13 protein-coding genes are annotated in these 18101 nt (G+C 36.4%); 6 read left to right on the top strand and 7 right to left on the bottom strand.

Going from position 1 to position 18101, the window contains the following annotated elements; translation table 11 throughout:
* Positions 1-4 precede the first annotated feature (4 nt).
* The gene (locus B8977_RS11370) at positions 5-322 is read left to right on the top strand and encodes a hypothetical protein (protein WP_143736477.1); all 318 of its coding nucleotides are present in this window, start codon (positions 5-7) and stop codon (positions 320-322) included.
* Positions 323-340: 18 nt separating this feature from the next.
* Complete coding sequence (locus B8977_RS11365) at positions 341-832, top strand: GNAT family N-acetyltransferase (protein WP_084017838.1); 492 nt, start codon at positions 341-343, stop codon at positions 830-832.
* Between the two features lie 61 nt (positions 833-893).
* On the opposite strand, the gene B8977_RS15295 is transcribed toward B8977_RS11365, so the two are convergent.
* The 6 genes from B8977_RS15295 to miaE form a co-directional block, all read right to left on the bottom strand.
* Positions 894-1145, bottom strand: coding sequence for a hypothetical protein (locus tag B8977_RS15295; protein WP_317043210.1), 252 nt, complete (start codon positions 1143-1145; stop codon positions 894-896).
* A gap of 69 nt (positions 1146-1214) precedes the next feature.
* Complete coding sequence (locus B8977_RS11360; RefSeq protein ID WP_317043209.1) at positions 1215-1916, bottom strand: serine hydrolase domain-containing protein; 702 nt, start codon at positions 1914-1916, stop codon at positions 1215-1217.
* A gap of 87 nt (positions 1917-2003) precedes the next feature.
* Entirely contained in the window at positions 2004-4727 is a 2724-nt protein-coding gene (locus tag B8977_RS11355) for a DEAD/DEAH box helicase family protein (protein WP_084017837.1), read from the bottom strand.
* 14 nt (positions 4728-4741) lie between these two features.
* Entirely contained in the window at positions 4742-5320 is a 579-nt protein-coding gene (locus tag B8977_RS11350) for a PhnA domain-containing protein (protein WP_084017836.1), read from the bottom strand.
* A gap of 4 nt (positions 5321-5324) precedes the next feature.
* Positions 5325-6131 carry a hypothetical protein gene (locus tag B8977_RS11345; protein WP_084017835.1) on the bottom strand — a complete coding sequence of 269 codons (807 nt, stop codon included), beginning with the start codon at positions 6129-6131 and terminating at the stop codon, positions 5325-5327.
* Between the two features lie 32 nt (positions 6132-6163).
* Positions 6164-6745: a MiaE family protein gene (miaE, locus tag B8977_RS11340; RefSeq protein WP_084017834.1), complete on the bottom strand. Its 582-nt coding sequence runs from the start codon at positions 6743-6745 to the stop codon at positions 6164-6166.
* A 38-nt stretch (positions 6746-6783) separates the two neighbouring features.
* Between miaE and B8977_RS11335 the strand changes: the two genes are divergently transcribed.
* The 3 genes from B8977_RS11335 to B8977_RS11325 all read left to right on the top strand — a co-directional run bounded on the left by B8977_RS11335 (position 6784) and on the right by B8977_RS11325 (position 14668).
* Positions 6784-8007, top strand: coding sequence for a glycosyltransferase family 4 protein (locus B8977_RS11335; RefSeq protein WP_084017833.1), 1224 nt, complete (start codon positions 6784-6786; stop codon positions 8005-8007).
* A gap of 166 nt (positions 8008-8173) precedes the next feature.
* The gene (locus B8977_RS11330) at positions 8174-14158 is read left to right on the top strand and encodes an alpha-2-macroglobulin family protein (RefSeq protein ID WP_159447490.1); all 5985 of its coding nucleotides are present in this window, start codon (positions 8174-8176) and stop codon (positions 14156-14158) included.
* A 126-nt stretch (positions 14159-14284) separates the two neighbouring features.
* Positions 14285-14668 (top strand): hypothetical protein, encoded by a 384-nt coding sequence (locus B8977_RS11325; RefSeq protein ID WP_084017831.1) that lies wholly within the window; start codon positions 14285-14287, stop codon positions 14666-14668.
* An 86-nt stretch (positions 14669-14754) separates the two neighbouring features.
* On the opposite strand, the gene B8977_RS11320 is transcribed toward B8977_RS11325, so the two are convergent.
* A complete protein-coding gene (locus tag B8977_RS11320) occupies positions 14755-16110 on the bottom strand; it encodes an acyl-CoA dehydrogenase family protein (protein ID WP_084017830.1) in 1356 nt (451 codons plus the stop codon).
* Positions 16111-16705: 595 nt separating this feature from the next.
* On the opposite strand from B8977_RS11320, the gene B8977_RS11310 reads away from it, so the two are divergent.
* Complete coding sequence (locus B8977_RS11310) at positions 16706-18097, top strand: RtcB family protein (protein WP_084017828.1); 1392 nt, start codon at positions 16706-16708, stop codon at positions 18095-18097.
* Positions 18098-18101 lie beyond the last annotated feature (4 nt).

The following is an 18101-nucleotide window of genomic DNA, read 5'->3' as shown; positions in this document are numbered from 1 at the left end:
TGTTATGATTGTACTATTTGTATTCGGTTTTATGTTTTATAAGCTGGCAATGGGTTATGACAAAAACCCTTGGATATGGGCATTGGTGGGCGCCGGGAGTTATATTGTAATTCAATTATTAATTAATATTTTGGTTGGATTTTTATCTGCCTTAAATATGATTCCTGAAATCAGCGGAATTACTTTAACAATTATAACCGTAGGAGTTTCGAGTGGATCTGTGTATCTTGGCTATCGTTATTTGAAGAATAAATGGGACGAAGAAGACACGCGTTTTGACCTGCATGGTAGAGATGAGATCAATAACATCGGTAAAGATTAAGAGTAATCTTAGATTTTTATGATTAAATTAATTTCGGTTTCTGTTGATTTGATTTCAACCATTCAACAACTGTCACGTGAAATCTGGGACGAACATTACATCAAAATCCTTTCGCAGGAACAGATTGATTATATGTTGGAAAAATTTTATTCAACCGAAAAAATCAAATCTGAAATTGAAGAAGGTGTTTTGTGGGAAATGCTTTTGGATGATGAAAGACCAATCGGTTATTTGGTATGCAAGATAGAATCTGATAAAGTTTACATCTCTAAGATCTACCTGAAAGCTGAAACTCGCGGAAAAGGTTTGGGGAAACTCCTTCTGAACCGCGCGGTAGAATCAGCGAAGCAAAATGACAAAAAATCAATTTACCTCAACGTCAATAAATACAATATAGATTCGATTGCTTTTTATGAACGAAATGGTTTTGTGAAAATCGAGGAAGGGGTTTTTGACATCGGGAATGGTTATGTGATGGATGATTTCATCATGGAGCTAAAAGTTAATTAAAAATGGCATTCTTTGTGAACCTTGTGGTTAATTTCAACACAAAGATTATTTATCAAAATAATTAACGTACAAGATCCTCAACCACTAAATTTTTGATTTCAGTTTCGTAGAAATACCAATTGTCAGAATTTTCCCCCATCACATTTTCCAGAATAATCAAACTCAAATCCTGCTCAGGAAAATAAATATTCAGCGCTGCAAATCCATCCCCCAATCCGGTGTGCCCCATGAATTTAACACCGTTTTGTTCGGCAATTCGGATGTTGTACCCATACCCCATTTTTGCTGCGCCGAAAACACTGTGCTGCGACATAGCTGAAGATTCAGTCAATAATTTATACGATTCTTTTTTGAGGATTTTTCCGTGGTGAAATTTGTAACTTCACAAGGCCAAGTCGTGTGCGTTGGAAATAATTCCGGCAGCAGGAATGGAGAGCACGTGTTTGGCATTGGTAACGATTTCAGGTTTGTTATTTCTCAAATTATATCCGGAAACGAGTTGATTTTCGTTTTCGAAAGCATAACAGAAAGTGTTTCTCAGCTTTAATTTTTTGAACAAATTGTCGGCAAGTTCTTCGAAAGATTTTCCGGTTACTTTTTCTAAAATTTCACCCAATAAAACATTGGAAACATTTCCATATTTGAAATCCGTTCCGGGTTTGAAGAGCAAAGGTTTATTAACTTCGTCTATTCCATGCGTGTGATTTAACAATTGATGAACGGTGATGGAATCTTTCCATGATTGAGAAAGTTGAGGAAGATAATTGCCAATTGGTGCGTGTAAATCAATTTTTCCTTTTTCAACTTGCAACATCACCAAAACCGAAGTAAACAATTTACTGTTGGACATGATTTTGAATTGGTCACTTAATTTTAAAGCAATTTTCTTTTCAAAATCTGCGAATCCATGTGTTTTTGTATAAACGGGATTTCCTTTTTGGGTAATTAAAATGACACCGTTGAAAATTCGTGGATTTTTGAGCTGAATTAAGCTATCGATTTTTGAAGTAAGTTCATTTGAAATTTGTCCAAATGAAAAAGTTGAACACAATAAAGCCACAAAAAGAAAGAGTTTTGAATGCATGAAATGATGGAAAATTTAGAACACAAATCTAATTTTTTAACGCTTGATTTAAAATTTGGAATTGAGGAATTTTTGGGTTATCTGAATTTAATTAGTCCATTTATTTAATCTTTCGATTCGGTTGTCAAATTGAGCCGAGAGTGCATTCAATCTGGATTTTAAGATTAATTTGCGTCCTTCAATCGTACGCGTATAAACCAAAAAATAATTTCCAACCAAACTTCCCCACTGCGTTGCAAAATATTCTGCCCTATTCTTCTTTCTCCCGAGAATTTCAGGAACCGCATGGTAATCCGTTTGTTTTATAAATCCTTTGAACCGGCTTTTTCTGACAATTATATAACGAGGATTGTCAATAGGCGAAACGATTTCATACAAAGCATTCGTGAATACAGATTTATCATAAGTCGAACCGCCTTCCAAATGACAAAAAACCGCACCATGCTCGTCTTGAGAAGTAATAACTTTTATTTTTGAAGTTTCTGTGTGAAGGGATCCACAGCGAATGAGTGAATTTTTCAAAGCCTCCCCAATCTGATGAATGTCTTTAGAAATGTCGCGGTATTGTACATACAATCGGAATGCTCTGTAAGCTCTTCTGCCAAAAAATAAAATGCCGCCAGTCACCACCAAACCTAACAAAATATTGAGGTCTTGTAAGGTTTTGACATTTCTAACCAATCTAACGAAAATCTCAAAAGCATTTTCCATGTACCAAGAAGCAGCAATTCCTACAGAAACCATAAGATTTACAATGGTTTTTCGATGGTACATTCCTTTTACTTTATTGTATTCCAAGTCTTCAGAAAATGGAATTTTAATTTCCTCTACCAAACTTACTCCGGTTTTCAAAGCTTGTTTCCATCGGTCATGCAATTCATTTCGACTGCTTGCCTGTACCAATATATTTGCATTGACTTCTTCTATTTTTTGAATTAATTCAGAATTATCCGGCAGATTTAATCGTCCGATTCCGTTTTCAATCGTTGGATTTTCATACAATGAAATTCCAACAAAACTTCGAAATCTTCGTTTCAATAATTCTAAATCTGTTCCTGAAAATTCATCCGTCGGGTCTAAACTTACGATGTGCCAAATGTTGGATGTTTTTGCAGGATTGTCTTTTTGGGTACGGATTGCACGACCTCTCATTTGATTGGACATCACAAATGAACCCACAAAACTTGCAAGAATCAAAGCGTTAATCGCAGGTGCGTCCCAGCCTTCTCCCAATAACGATTTCGTTCCAATGAGAATTTCAATTTCTCCATTTTGGAAAATCTGTGTGACGATATGAACAATGTTGTGTTTCATCTGCTCATTCATGGAAATCAAAATATAATTCTCATCAAATGACAATGAAGAAAATTGGATTTCTGCAATTCCATATACTTTTGATTTCTCTTCAAACGAAGGGAAGGCCGATTTTGGAATGATAACAATTGAACCCGTTAAAACACCTAATTTTTTATGGTTTTTATTTTCTCTTCTTAATTTTTCAAAAATCGGAATTACACCTAATTTATTTAATTCTAAATCATTATTTTCAGAATTAATCAAAAACTCTTTTCGAATGTAATCCGAAAGAATGACCATCCGCAACTCCTTTCCCAAATGGCTGTATTCAAATTCTGCAATTTCATTTATACCATTTAACTTATTGATGCTGGAAGCAAGGTATCCTGAAATTTTCTGGCTTTGATAAAAATTGATATGATTTCTTTCCAGAACTCCTGCCTTGCGAAGTTTTGATTCAATTTGATGTTTGTGTTCATTAAACTCTTCAAAATATTCTTTTTCTCTGAACAAATAAAAATCAAGCAAAACCTTTAACCATTGATAATTCAGAAAAGGAATTTCAAAATCTTTTCCGCCAATGACTTCTAAATGCGATTTGGGAATGATGTGTTTATTACAGTTTAAGAAAATCAGACAAGCTGAATAAGATGATATATTTTCATAAATCCAATCCAGGTTTTGATCAGGATTAACCCAAACAGGATGGTTTTCAATGGCCTGAATTAAAGTTTTATCTACACTTATTTCCTTAAAAATTTTTTCAGCATCTTCTCTGAAACCACTGATTTTCTGATTTTCAAAATCTGTGGGCAAAGTAAAATAAACACAATCCTGATGCGGACACAAATCACCTTCGGCTATCAATTCCGGAACAGAAATTTCAGTATCAACAGGTCCGTTTAAACTAATGTAACGATTCCATTCGGCAGGAGTCACATCATACGGTGGCGTGGCCGTCAAACCAACAACCTTAGGATTTAATCTATCTTTTATTTTGTTGAGCGTCTGCCACCATTCATTTTTCAAATGATGTGCTTCGTCAACGATAATTACACCAACATTTTGTTTTTGCAAACCTTTTACAATGGTTTCTAAGTTTGAATTGGCATTGCTTTCTATAATTTCTGAATTGGTTTCTTCCTCTTCAAAATCATCATCTTCGATTTTGGAGCTACTGCAAGCTGCATGCAATCCTTGATAAGTAGAGACTGTTATAAATTTCGGATTGCGGATATCACGTGAAATCCATTCAGGAATTTCATCTATTTGAAGAAAAAGTTCACAAAAACGTTGGATCCATTGGTTTCGAATGGCAAGCGTTGGCGCTAAAATCAAAGCAGGTTTATTGAGCCTGAGCATGACCTCTAAACCCAAAACCGTTTTGCCGGATCCGGGCGGAGCCACTACATGAAGGTGCCCGTCTTCCATGTGAGCTTCTAATTCATCCAATACACGTTGCTGGTATTTTCGCCAATTGTATTTGAATTGTATATCGGTAGGAAAATGTTTCAAAGCAAATTTTTAGTTTACTTCTTCACAAATTTCGTCAAAATCACAATCAATTGACCATCGACTCTTCCTTCGATTTGTTCTACGTTGTCATGTACCAAACGAATGTTTCTGACAGCAGTTCCGATTTTGGCATTGATAGACGAACCTTTTACATCCAAATCTTTAATCAAAGTAACCGTGTCTCCATTTTGCAAAATGTTTCCGTTGCTGTCTTTGTGAAGTTCCACAGTTCCGTCGCCCATATGGTCGCCTGAAGCTTTTGCCCATTCCAAATTTTCATCATCCAAATACATCATTTCCAATGCATCTGCTGCCCAAGATTCATTTCGAAAACGGTTGAGCATTCGCCAAGAAACAACCTGCACGCCGGGAACCTCGCTCCACATAGAAATTGGCAAAATCTTTTCCCAATATTTACTATCGGGTTCTTCTCTTTTTTCGATTTGCGCAAGTGCCTTGTCTGAAATTAAAATCAATCTTTCCGGTTCGTTTCCGGAAGCCGGTTTCACTTCATAAAAATTCAAATTTCCTGTTTCGCTGCTTATTTCACATACGTCGCCGCTTCTTTCTTTTACTGTGTTTTCGAGTTTCATTTTTTTATTTTATTAAATTAGTTGTGATTATTTTGTTCGTTTCAGCATCATAAATAAAGTTCATTTTCAATGCTGTGGAAGAAACAATAAATGATTTTTTATCGAACAAATCAACTCCATATAATCTAAATGTACAAATATCAGTTGCTGATATGTAAGGTGTCATGGGCAAGTGAGTGTGTATAAAAGAAATTGGTATAGAACCATTTTGTTCACTAACTGAAGTTTGAATTAATGTCTTATGAAACCTTTTCCAATTTTTAATTTCACCATTTAAATCAGCCTCAAAAAAATAATCATTTCCAAATGGAATAATATTTCCCTTATTTGTTCCAATTATTATATAAAAATGGAATTTATTTTCAAAAGGAAGCATTACTACGTTTGGATTATACCCCTCCTGAAAAGACAGCTCATATTTATCAGGATTTTGGTTTAGTTCTACAAGAACTTTTTGCTTTACAGAAGCTAAATCACGTTCTTTGTCGGTCAAATCTGTTACATTTTTAAAAATCTGGAGAGGTTTATTTAAATCCTTAGTATCAAAATAGTAACGACTCAATGCTTTTTCTAATTTAACATCATAGTATACAGCCTTCAATGTGTCTGCGCTATGGTAAATAAAGTAACCCCCAAAATCCACCAACTTATCTTTATCTTCCATTGCTAAATCAGAAGACTTCCAAGCAATTTTCTCGTATTGATACATAAGATCAGCCTCTCTAATTATAGAATCTAATTTTATTTGTAGCGTATCTGTTTGGGCAGAAATAATTACTGACAATAAAAAGAAAGAAAAAAATAATTTCATAAGTATTAAGTTTTTGTATTTCAATAAATAATTTACCCATGAATCGCTTGATTATTCCCATAGCTCCGGATCAAATTACCTTCAAATTCCAACCATTCTTTCCAGCGTTTGTCCACATCAACATCGGTTGAATATTTCTTGGCGAATTTCAGAAAAGTCATGTAATGATTGGCTTCGGAAACCATCAAATCATGGTAAAATTTAGATAATTCTTCATCATTTATATTTTGAGAAAGCACACGGAAACGCTCGCAGCTTCTCGCTTCAATCATCGCGGCAAACAACAAACGGTCAACGAAAGCCATGTTGCGGCTGCCGTCCTTTTTGTTAAATTTCACCAATTGATTTACATAATCGTCTTTGCGCTCGCGTCCCAATTCATAACCTCTTTCCTTAATTATATTGTGAACCATTTGAAAATGCTGCATTTCTTCAATCGCAATTTCAGTCAATTCCGAAACCAAATCTTCATGTTCAGAATTGTAAACAATCAGATGAATCGCATTGGATGCGGCTTTTTGTTCGCACCAAGCATGATCGGTAAGGATTTCTTCTAAATTTTCTTCGGCTATCTTTGCCCATCGCGGATCGGTTGCTAATTTTAGTCCTAACATGATTCTGAATTATGTGGCAAAAATCGGATATTTGAACGATGAATCAAAGAAAAGTCTTGTTTATTGGATTGGTTTGGCCGGAACCGACTTCTTCAGCAGCCGGAAAAAGGATTTTACAATTGGTAAAATTCTTTCAGAGCAAAGACTTTGAATTGTTTTTTTGTTCGGCTGCTTCCAAATCTGAAGCGAGTTTTGATTTTTCTGATCGGAATGTTCAGGAATTTCCAATCAAATTAAATAATTCTTCATTCAATGAATTCATCCGAAAAATAAATCCTGAATTTGTAGTCTATGACCGTTTTGTTTCGGAAGAACAATTTGGGTGGCGTGTTACAAAAGAATGTCCGAATGCGGTTCAAATTCTTGATACCGAAGATTTGCATTTCCTCCGTTCAGCACGTGAAAAAGCTTTTAAAAAGAAGGAGGAAATCAATTTATATAATGAAATTACCATCCGTGAAATTGCTTCGATTTTGCGTTGTGATTTGAGTTTGATTATTTCTGAATTTGAAATGAATTTGCTCCAAAATGAATTTAACATCGCTCCTTCTCTGCTCCATTATTTGCCTTTTCTGGAAATCGGAGATGAGAAACAAGTAGCAAGACAGAAAAAATTTGAAGAACGAAAAGATTTTGTTTTCATCGGAAATTTTATTCATGAACCGAATTGGCAAACGGTTTTGCATTTAAAAAAAAATATCTGGCCCAAATTAAGAACGCAACTTCCGCAAGCCAGACTCAACATTTACGGCGCATACCCAAGCCTGAAAGTTTTTAATTTACACAATGAGAAAGAAGGATTTTTGGTTCACGGAAAAGCAGAACTAGCTTTGGAAGTGATTGGAAATGCGAGAATTTTATTGGCTCCGATTCCATTTGGCGCAGGACAAAAAGGAAAATTCATTGATGCAATGCAATCAGGGACACCGATTGCTACAAATTCCATCGGTGCGGAATCTATGTTTGATAATTTGATTCCGGGAATTGTAGAAAATCAAGAAGAACTATTTATTTCCAAAACAATTGAATTGTACAACGATGAAAATATTTGGATGATTGCAAGACAAGCAGGATTTAAAATCCTGTACGCGAAATTCAATAAAAACGATTTTGAAGATACATTTTATCAACTAATTTTAGATTTAGAATTGAATTTAAACGAAGCACGAAAAAGAAATTTCATCGGACAAATTTTAAAACACAATTCAGCCAATGCTTTAAAATTTATGAGTTTATGGATTGAGGAGAAGAATTCTAAATGACAATTTCACATCTAAATAACCCCCAATTATAAATTTAAAATTATAAAATCCTAATAATAATTTCCAATGCATCCAACCTTTTTGGTGTAAATTGCATCTGTTATAAAAAACCTTTTATATGAAGAATTTATTTTTCTTAATTACAATATTAACCTTCTCATTATCAATGGCACAAAAGAAATTCGACTACGATTCCAAATGGAAACAAATTGAAAAACAGGAGCAAGACGGCTTGTTGAAAAGCACGCTTCCTGCTGTTGATGAAATTTATTCCAAAGCAAAAAAAGATAAAAATTCGCAGCAAATCATCCGCGCGATGCTTTATCAGTCGAAAATTGTGATAGTAACGAGTGACAAAGGAGATATCGAACCGGAAATTATTACAAAATTCAAAAATGAAATTGCTGAAGCAAAACCTGTTGAAAAAGCGTTTTTGCATTCGATGTTGGCGGAAATGCTCTACCAATATTACCAGCAAAATCAGTGGGAAATCGGCGAGCGAACCAATATAGAAGAAGCGACCACAGACGATTTGCGTTATTGGACCGAAAATACTTTCCGTAAAAATATTTCAGAATTGTATCTCGCATCCATTAAAGAAAAAGAAATTCTCAAAAAAGAAGATTTGAAAAATTGGGAATCGGTTTTAAATAAAGAAGAAAAAAACAGAAATCTGCGTCCGACTTTGTATGATTTGTTGGCACACAGAGCAATCAGCTATTTTTCAGGATATACCAATTATGATTATTATCCAATGGAAGTTATTGCTGTGGAAACGGATGAAGGTGGAAATGAAATCAATTCTACCCAATCTAAAACTCAAGTCGTTCAGATTTTAAAAGATTTAATAATTTTTCACACTAAATCCAATAACCGCCATGCACAGCTTTACAATGAATTGGAATTGCTGAAATTTCAGCGCAACGATTATAAAGATGCAGAATTTGAGCAAAATTTAACTGGACTGGTTGAGAAATTTCCGGATACGGATTACACGCCCAATCTGCTGATGGAATTGGCTGATTTTTATCTCAATCAAGTCCCGAAACAGGCTGAAAGTGATTTTGTGGAACGCAAAAAGCAAACTGAAAAATCTTTGAAAGTTTTAGATAAATTGATTGATAAATTCCCAAAATCAGATGTTTCAGAAAATGCAAAATTGCTGAAAAGACAAATTCTAAAACCTGATTTCAACCTGCAGATTGAAAATTACGTTTCGCCCGAAAAGACAAATCCTATGTCTGTTTCACAAAAGAATTTAGACAAAATTTATTTCAAAATATTGAAATTTAAAGATGCAGAAAATGTAATGAATGAATTTCAAAATGCTGCCGAGGCCAACAGGCAAAAGGTTTTGAACAACATCATTTCTAAATTTCCTTTGGAAAAAGAATTTTCATTAGAGTTGAAATCTTTTGACGATTACCAGCAGCATGCAACTACAGCTAAATTCGAACCGTTAAAATCGGGAAAATATTTGGTTTTGGCTTCCAACAATCCGGATTTCAAAGTCAATGATGATTTCCTTTTGCAATATCAATTTGTAAACGTTTCTGCTTATTCTATCGTAACACGCGACAGCGAAATCCTTGTTACAGAAAGAGATAGCGGAAAACCTGTTAGCAAAAAAGTGGAAGTTTACGAGCAAAAGGGAAAAGATTTGAAACTTCTTGAAACCGTTACTACCAATGCAAACGGAATTGCAACGGTAAAGCCTAATGAAGCTAATTACCGTTATTACAATTTCAAAATTCAGGGTGAAGATGTAATGTACAACAGCTATGCTTACAAAAACCGCGAACGCACTCAACATGAACAAAATTTAGTGAAGTTTTTCACAGATAGGGCCATTTATCGTCCGGGACAAACCGTTTATTTCAAAGCAATTCTTTACAATGAAAGTACAGAAGGAAAGAAAAAAGTCATTCCAAACCAGGAAATTGAGATCACTTTGGGAAATCCAAACGGCGAAGATGTTTCAAATCTGAAATTAAAATCTAATGAATTCGGTTCAGTTTCGGGAGAATTCATCATTCCGACTTCGGGAATCACCGGACAATTTTATCTCGAAGATAATTTGAGCAATTACAATGGCTCGCATTATTTCAGCGTTGAAGAATACAAACGTCCGAAATTCGAAGTTGAATTTGAAGATGTAAAAGATACTTTCAAACTCGATGAAGAAGTGACCTCGAAAGGAAAAGCGATTGCTTATTCTGGTGCCACTATTGACAACGCAAAAGTCGTTTACCGCGTGTACAGACAGACGATTTATCCGTACTGGCCTTGGTGGAAACGAGGTTATATTCCTTATGGAGAGCCTGAAGAAGAAATCACACAAGGCGAAACGACTACTGATTCCGATGGTAAATTTGAAATTAAATTCAATGCAAAACCCGCGCAGAAAAATTCTTTGACCAAAGGAAAAGAAGAGCCTAGAACTTATAACTACCGCGTAATTGCAGACATTACCGACATCAACGGCGAGACGCGTTCGAGCGAGCAATCGATAACGGTTGGGGATTTGCGTTATATGCTGAGTTTTAATGTTTCGGATAAAATTGAAATTTCTCAATTGGGCTCCATTCAGTTGATTACCAATAATTTAAACGGCGTATTTACGCCGGCAAAAGGTCAGATAACTTTGACCAAAATCAATCCGCCACAAAGGGTTTTACGCGAGTCGCCGATTCCAAAAGGGGATTATGAATTGTATTCAAAAGAAGAATTCATCCAATATTTCCCACATGATGCCTATGGAAAAGAAAATCAAAAAGAGAACTGGCAAAAGGAAAATCCAGTTGTTGCACAGAGTTTCGATACCGAAAAATCTAAATCAATCAAGGTAAATCCGGCAAACTGGAAAGAAGGTTATTACGTTTTGAAAGGTTGGATCATAGATGGAAAAGACAGCATCCAAACAGAAAAATTGGTTTATTTATTTAAAAATGATAAAAAACAACCGACCGACAACGAATTGTTTGCATTAAATCTGAATAAAAATTCTTATAAACCAGGCGAAACTGCTCAGGTTCAGATTGCTTCCGCTGCCAATGATTCTGAAGTTTTGGTTGAATTGGAACATGACGGAAAAATCATTAAAACCGAGAAAATTAAACTGAATAACAACGTCAATAAATTCTCTTTCACGATTGATGAAAAATACCGTGGAAATGTTTTTGTACATTATTATTTCGGGAAATTCAACACGGCCAAACAAGGAACTTTAGGAGTAAATGTTCCACATGAAGACAAATCGTTGACCATTACTGCGGGGACTTTACGCGACAAACTCCAGCCCGGACAAAAAGAAACCTGGGAACTGACCGTGAGCGGGAAAGACAAAGATAAATTTCTGGCAGAAATGCTGGCGACCATGTACGATGCTTCATTGGATCAGTTTAAATCGAATAACATTTCATTCCCGATGAATGTCGATATGAATTACTCCCAAAGACAAAACTGGAATACTTACATGAGTTTCAGTGCAAATCCTTTCAGAACGCTTATTTATAAATATGAAAATTATCCGCAAAACTATTTGGCTTTTGATGAATTGAATTGGTTTGGATTTAACTGGAATTATGGTAGATACGAAAATTATGCTTTGTATGACATGGCTCCGGCACCTGCACGTGCAGAGAAAAGTGCAAATGTGGTTGATGTTCAATTGGCAGATATTGAAATGGAAGAAAGCAATTATAATTTAACAGCAGATAAATCTAAATTTATAACAGCGGATGGTAAGGCTATTGTTGAAGGGAATATTAATATGAGAATATATGATATTCCAAAACAAGAAAAGAATAAACTCGACAACATTGTTGCCCGCCGAGCATTGCAAGAAACCGCTTTCTTCTACCCTAACCTCAAAACGGACGAAAAAGGAAATATCAAAATCCAGTTTACCGTCCCGGAAAGTCTGACCGAATGGAAATTCATGGCAACAGCACATACACCTGAATTGAGAACAGGATATTTTGAAACGACAGTGAGAACGCAGAAAGATTTGATGGTAGTTCCTAATCCGCCAAGATTTTTGCGCGAAGGTGACCAGATTACATTCTCTTCCAAAGTGACGAATTTATCTGACAAAGAATTGAGCGGACAAGCCAAACTTTTGTTATTCGATGCGTTTACGATGCAGCCGGTCGATGTGGAATTTGGAAATAATAATGCAACACAAAACATCAAAGTTGCTAAAGGAAATTCAGCAAACGTTTCTTGGAATTTAAAAGTTCCGACAACGCATCAAGCAATTGTTTACCGTGTAGTGGCTTCTGCGGGGGATTTTTCAGATGGTGAGGAATCTGCTTTGCCGATTCTTTCTAACCGTATGATGGTGACGGAAACTTTACCGATTTATGTGCGTGAAAACCAAAACAAAACTTTCACTTTAGAGAAATTAAAAAACAACAAATCGGAAAGTTTAGACAATTTCAAATTGACTTTTGAGATGACGACCAATCCTATTTGGTATGCTATTTTCTCGTTGCCTTATTTGCGCGAATATCCGTATGAATGTTCGGAACAGGTTTTCAGTCGTTTCTATGGCAACATGATTTCGCAGCATATCATCAATTCCAATCCAAAAATCAAAACGGTTTTTGATGATTGGAACAAAAAAGGAGAATTGGTTTCCAAACTCGAACAAAATGAAGAATTGAAATCGCTTCTTTTGGAGGAGACTCCTTGGGTGCGTGATGCGCAGAGCGAGGAAGAGCAAATGAAACGCATAGCGGTTTTATTTGATTTGAACAAAATGCAGAATGAACTCCAGAGCGCATTCCAGAAATTAAAAGGAAAACAATATAGTTCGGGAGGATTTCCTTGGTTTGAAGGCGGTCAGGAAAGCCGTTATATTACCACGCACATCGTTTCAGGTTTAGGTCATTTGAAAGCTATGGGAATTGATTTCGAGTCGAAATTTGATGTAAATACAAATGAAATTCTCGAAGCAGCTATCCGATATATGGATGCTGAAATGGAAAAGGAATTTGATATTTATTTAAAGAACAATAAGCTGAAACCTTCTAATTACAACGGAATCCAGTATTTGTATGCGAGAAGTTACTTTCTAAAAGAGCATCGATTGGATCATAAAGGAACTTTGGCTCAGGAATATTTCATCAGAGAATTAGACAAAAACAAATTTGAAGAATCTTTGCAGACACAAGCCATGTTGGCTTTGATTTACCATAGATTCGGACACAAAGACAAAGCCTTAAAATTGTTGAATTCCATAAAAGATAACGCCGTGCAAAGTGATGAAATGGGAATGTATTGGAAATCGAACGTTGCAGGATGGTATTGGTACCAGGCACCCATTGAAACACAATCATTGTTAATCGAAGCTTTTGATGAAGTTTTAAATGACGTAGAAAGTGTAGAAAGTATGAAAGTTTGGTTGCTCAAGAACAGACAAACGAACCAATGGGAATCGACCAAAGCAACAACTGAAGCCGTTTTTGCTTTGATGAGCACCGGAAAAGACTGGACGAATGCGGAAGATGGAATCAGTTTAAGAATCGGCAACGAAAACTTAGATTTAAAATCTTTAGAGAAAGCACCGCAAAGCGGTTCAGGTTATGTAAAAACTTCTTGGAACAAAGAGGAAATTAAACCGGAAATGGCAACTATAAACGTTCAGAAAACTTCTCCGGGCGTAGCTTGGGGCGCATTGTATTGGCAATACTTTGAAGATTTGGATAAAATCACAACGGCGCAGACCGGTGTAAAATTCAACAAACAATTATTCATCAAAAAGAATTCTGACAAAGGTCCGGTTTTGACCAAAATCACAGAAAATACTCCGATTCAGATTGGAGATCTAATTACGGTAAGACTGGAAATCCTGACGGATAGAGAAATGGAGTTCATCCATATCAAAGACATGCGCGCGAGCGGATTTGAGCCGTTAAATGTTTTATCCACTTACAAACGCCAGGGAAGATTGGGTTATTATGAAAGCACGCGCGATGCGGCGACAAATTTCTTCATTGACTACATGCCAAAAGGAACTTATGTTTTTGAATACGATGTACGCGCCAACAATGCCGGAAATTTCTCTAACGGAATCACTTCACTCCAAAATATGTATGCGCCGGAACTGAGCGCGCACTCAGAAGGAATTCGAGTGGAAATTAAATAAAATTCAGAAAAATTAATTTATATACAGCTTTGTCAAAGTTCAGACCTTTGACAAAGCTTTTTTATTTAACGCAACCTTTTCTGTCTTTCTTCCTCTTTAAAACATTCGACCATAAAATATCTAAAAATGAAAAAAAGAATGTTTTTCTTATTGTTGACATCAGCCATGATGATTTCATGCTCAGAAGATGACAGCCCACACATCAACGCTGCACTGAATAAAACTTGGGAGATGTTTTCTTATGGAGCCAATATATATGATATTCCGCAAATTAATCCCGGTGATATTCAATGGGATATCAATGTTCATAATCATAAATTGATTATAACCAATAATATAGAAGAGCAAGCTTCATATATTCTTCCTTCTGGAAATTATGATATAGATATAACAAATAATACAGTTGCCATATCTGGTATAACCTACAATTATACTATTGAAAATGATACATTAATTGTATCTAATAAACCAGAATTGGATGGGCCGATAATGAAATTTGTTGCAAAATAAATATTAAGTATAAAATAAATGAGGTAATGGAAGCCTTGTCTGAATAGAATTTAGGCAAGGCTTTTAAATTTTTATCATTGAATAATTTACACAAATGCACTATAACCCGTAATTGCCCTGCCGACAATCAGCGTATTGATTTCCTTGGTGCCTTCGTACGAATAAATCGCTTCGGCATCTGCCACAAATCGGGCAACATTATGTTCAAGTAAGATACCATTCCCGCCCATTACCTCACGCGCACCACGAACGATGTCGCGAGTTCTAAGTGTACAAAAAACCTTTGCCAGAGAGGCGTGTTCATCTTTAAGCTGACCGTTGTCCTGTAATTCCGACAAACGAAACACGAGCGTCTGCATCGCGGTCAGGTTAGAAATCATCTCGACCAAATGGTTTTGAATCAATTGAAATGAAGCTATTGGTTTACCAAATTGTTTTCTGTTTCGGGTATAATCAAGCGCATTTTCGTAAGCACCGCGTGCACAGCCAACTGCCATCCAGGCAACTCCTGCCCTGGTCATTCGTAAAACGTCTGCAGTATCTTTGAAACTGTTTGCATTTGGCAATCGGTCTTTTTCTTCCACAACACAATCTTTCAAAGTAATCAATCCGTTTTGCACGATTCGCAATGCCATTTTGCCTTTTATCTTTTCAACTTCAAATCCCGGATTTTCCTTTCTCACAAGGAAACCTTTCACTTCTCCATCTCCTAAATTCCTCGCCCATACAACCACCACATCTGCAAAAGTCGCATTACCTATCCATTTCTTTTGCCCATTAAGTACCCATCCGTCCGCTGTTTGCTGACAAGTGACTGTTAACCCACCCGCAGCTCCCGAGCCGACTTCAGGCTCCGTCAAACCAAAAGCACCTATTTTCTCAAAACGATTCATCGCCGGAAGCCATTCCTGCTTTTGTTCCTCCGAGCCGCACAAATAAATAGAACCCATCGTGAGTCCACTTTGCACACCAAAAAATGTCGCAATGGAAGAATCAATCCTCGCCATTTCCATTGCCAAGACCCCTTCCATCAGAAAAGGTAGTCCTGGACAACCATAACCTTCGTAAGTCACACCGGCTAAACCTAATTCTCCAAATTTTGGGATCAATTCGTGCGGAAATTCATCTCGCAGCCAATAATCATTTACAATTGGAGCTACTTCCGTTTCCATAAAATAACGAACTTTTAACTGCAATGCTCTTTGCTCCGGCGTAAGTTTATCACTCAATTCATAAAAATCAGGATTTATTTCCGGCAAAACTTTCTCTTTGCCAGGTCCATCGAGCATACGCATCAGCATTTTGAGTTGTTTATCATCCAGTTTCGAAAATTGTTTCATGGCTTTTGCCAAATCAATTTTTTCATTTACAGCCTGCAATTCTTTCCAATCTAACTGTTTATAAAGTTTTGCGGCTTGTTTGATATTTTGAATGAATCCCATATACACTGATTTTTACAGAAATTATTTTAACAATTATTATGCCTATTTTCAATCATAATTTGGGCGTCCGAGCGTGCTGCTTCGGGCTCTGCTTCGCTTCGGTCTTCCGTTTCACTACAGACCGGCTCGTTCCTCGCCGCCACTACCCATCACTGACGCGGTTGGGATAATTCAATCAAGATTTGTAATGCATTCAAAATCAGTTAAAAATAAAAATTCTAAAAATAAATTTGGAAATTACATGACCGATATCATACATTTGCAAGCGAAAATTAAGTTTAACTCAAAAAAACAACGAAGAAAATGTTTGTATTTATCCAAAATCTGCAAAGCGACTCGCCTACGTTCGGTGAAGCTTTTCTTCGTGCTTTTCATTCTTATTGATTCAAAAAAATAAAATATATGAAAGCCCGAAGATTCTAAATTTCGGGCTTTTTTGTTACAATCAATTTTACACTTCAGAATTTCCCGAACTCAAAACAAAAATTTAAGAGATTTTTCGCTTTACTACGTTTCGCTCAAAATGACATACGTTGTCATTCCGAGGAAGGAACCAGGAATCTGAAATTCTCCATTAATTAAAAATTCAAAAAAAATGGGAAATAAAATTTCCGGAAAAGACCTGATCAAATTAGGCTTTCCAAAAACAAATACAATCAATATTGCCCTCGGGCAGATTAACCGATACAGAAAAAAAGAAAAGAAAGAAACCATTTTAACTGAAGCAAAAAATGTTTTACTCAATCCCGAAAATTATGAAGGGAATGGAACCTGGGGAAAATTAGCCGAAAGCTTAATTCAGCCCGTTGAAATCAAAAAACACGAATTGAAATCAACCCGTGCTCCTTTCTCCATTTTTGGGGAAAATGAAATTGACGAACCAACCAAATTTCAGCTTTATGACGCTTTGAAATTGCCGGTTTCTGTTGCAGGCGCTTTGATGCCGGATGCACATTTCGGTTATGGTTTACCCATCGGCGGCGTGCTGGCAACGGACAATGCAGTCATTCCTTACGGAGTTGGTGTTGACATCGGATGCCGAATGAGTTTGTCCGTTTTTGATTTACCAGCGGAATACCTCAATGGAAAAACGGATATGCTGGAAAACATCTTGATGAACCATACCAAATTCGGAATGAAAGAAGTTCATAAAATAAAAGCGGATCATGAAGTTTTCAGTCGTGATGAGTTCAGAGAAATTCCTTTATTGAAAGGGTTGCTGGACAAAGCATATACGCAATTAGGAACTTCGGGAGGTGGAAATCATTTTGTGGAATTTGGAATTGTGGAAATAAACGAGTCCAAACCTGAGTGGAATTTACCAAACGGAAAATATGTTGCAGTTCTTTCTCACAGCGGTTCACGTGGTTTAGGTGCAAATATCGCGAAACATTACACTTATCTTGCAGGGAAGCAAACTCCGTTACCCAAAAACGTTCAGCATCTGGCTTGGCTCAATCTGGAAACACACGACGGGCAGGAATATTGGAAAGCGATGAATCTGGCAGGCGAGTATGCAAAGGCTTGTCACGATGACATCCACCGAAGAATTGCGAAAGCTTTAGGGAAAAGAGTTTTGGTCAATATTGGAAATCACCACAATTTCGCATGGAAGGAAATGATAAACGGAAAAGAATACATCATCCACCGAAAAGGTGCAACACCTGCAGGAAAAGGAGTTTTGGGAATCATTCCGGGATCAATGACTGCTCCGGGCTACATCGTAGAAGGATTGGGAAATGAGTCGAGTTTAAATTCTGCTTCGCACGGTGCGGGAAGAGTTCTTTCAAGATCGAAATGCAAACAGACATTTACACGAAACGACATTAAAAATGTATTGAAAAAAAATGGTGTAAATTTAATCGGCGGAAATGTAGATGAAGCTCCCATGGCTTACAAAGACATCCGAAAAGTGATGAATTGCCAGCAGGAATTGGTACGTGTATTGGGAACTTTTACGCCGAAAGTCGTAAGAATGGATAGGTAAAAAA

The organism is Moheibacter sediminis (assembly GCF_900176425.1).
GTDB lineage: Bacteria > Bacteroidota > Bacteroidia > Flavobacteriales > Weeksellaceae > Moheibacter > Moheibacter sediminis.
The sequence above is the reverse complement of the archived record's forward strand: the minus strand, read 5'-3'. Positions and strand labels throughout refer to the sequence as shown.

What these genes read in the sequence shown, in the direction of transcription:
- B8977_RS11370 (WP_143736477.1), top strand. Translation starts at nt 5, where the DNA reads ATGATTGTACTATTTGTATTCGGTTTTATGTTTTATAAGCTGGCAATG.
- B8977_RS11365 (WP_084017838.1), top strand. Translation starts at nt 341, where the DNA reads ATGATTAAATTAATTTCGGTTTCTGTTGATTTGATTTCAACCATTCAA.
- B8977_RS15295 (WP_317043210.1), bottom strand. Translation starts at nt 1,145, where the DNA reads ATGTCGCAGCACAGTGTTTTCGGCGCAGCAAAAATGGGGTATGGGTAC.
- B8977_RS11360 (WP_317043209.1), bottom strand. Translation starts at nt 1,916, where the DNA reads ATGCATTCAAAACTCTTTCTTTTTGTGGCTTTATTGTGTTCAACTTTT.
- B8977_RS11350 (WP_084017836.1), bottom strand. Translation starts at nt 5,320, where the DNA reads ATGAAACTCGAAAACACAGTAAAAGAAAGAAGCGGCGACGTATGTGAA.
- B8977_RS11345 (WP_084017835.1), bottom strand. Translation starts at nt 6,131, where the DNA reads ATGAAATTATTTTTTTCTTTCTTTTTATTGTCAGTAATTATTTCTGCC.
- miaE (WP_084017834.1), bottom strand. Translation starts at nt 6,745, where the DNA reads ATGTTAGGACTAAAATTAGCAACCGATCCGCGATGGGCAAAGATAGCC.
- B8977_RS11335 (WP_084017833.1), top strand. Translation starts at nt 6,784, where the DNA reads ATGAATCAAAGAAAAGTCTTGTTTATTGGATTGGTTTGGCCGGAACCG.
- B8977_RS11330 (WP_159447490.1), top strand. Translation starts at nt 8,174, where the DNA reads ATGGCACAAAAGAAATTCGACTACGATTCCAAATGGAAACAAATTGAA.
- B8977_RS11325 (WP_084017831.1), top strand. Translation starts at nt 14,285, where the DNA reads ATGAAAAAAAGAATGTTTTTCTTATTGTTGACATCAGCCATGATGATT.
- B8977_RS11320 (WP_084017830.1), bottom strand. Translation starts at nt 16,110, where the DNA reads ATGGGATTCATTCAAAATATCAAACAAGCCGCAAAACTTTATAAACAG.
- B8977_RS11310 (WP_084017828.1), top strand. Translation starts at nt 16,706, where the DNA reads ATGGGAAATAAAATTTCCGGAAAAGACCTGATCAAATTAGGCTTTCCA.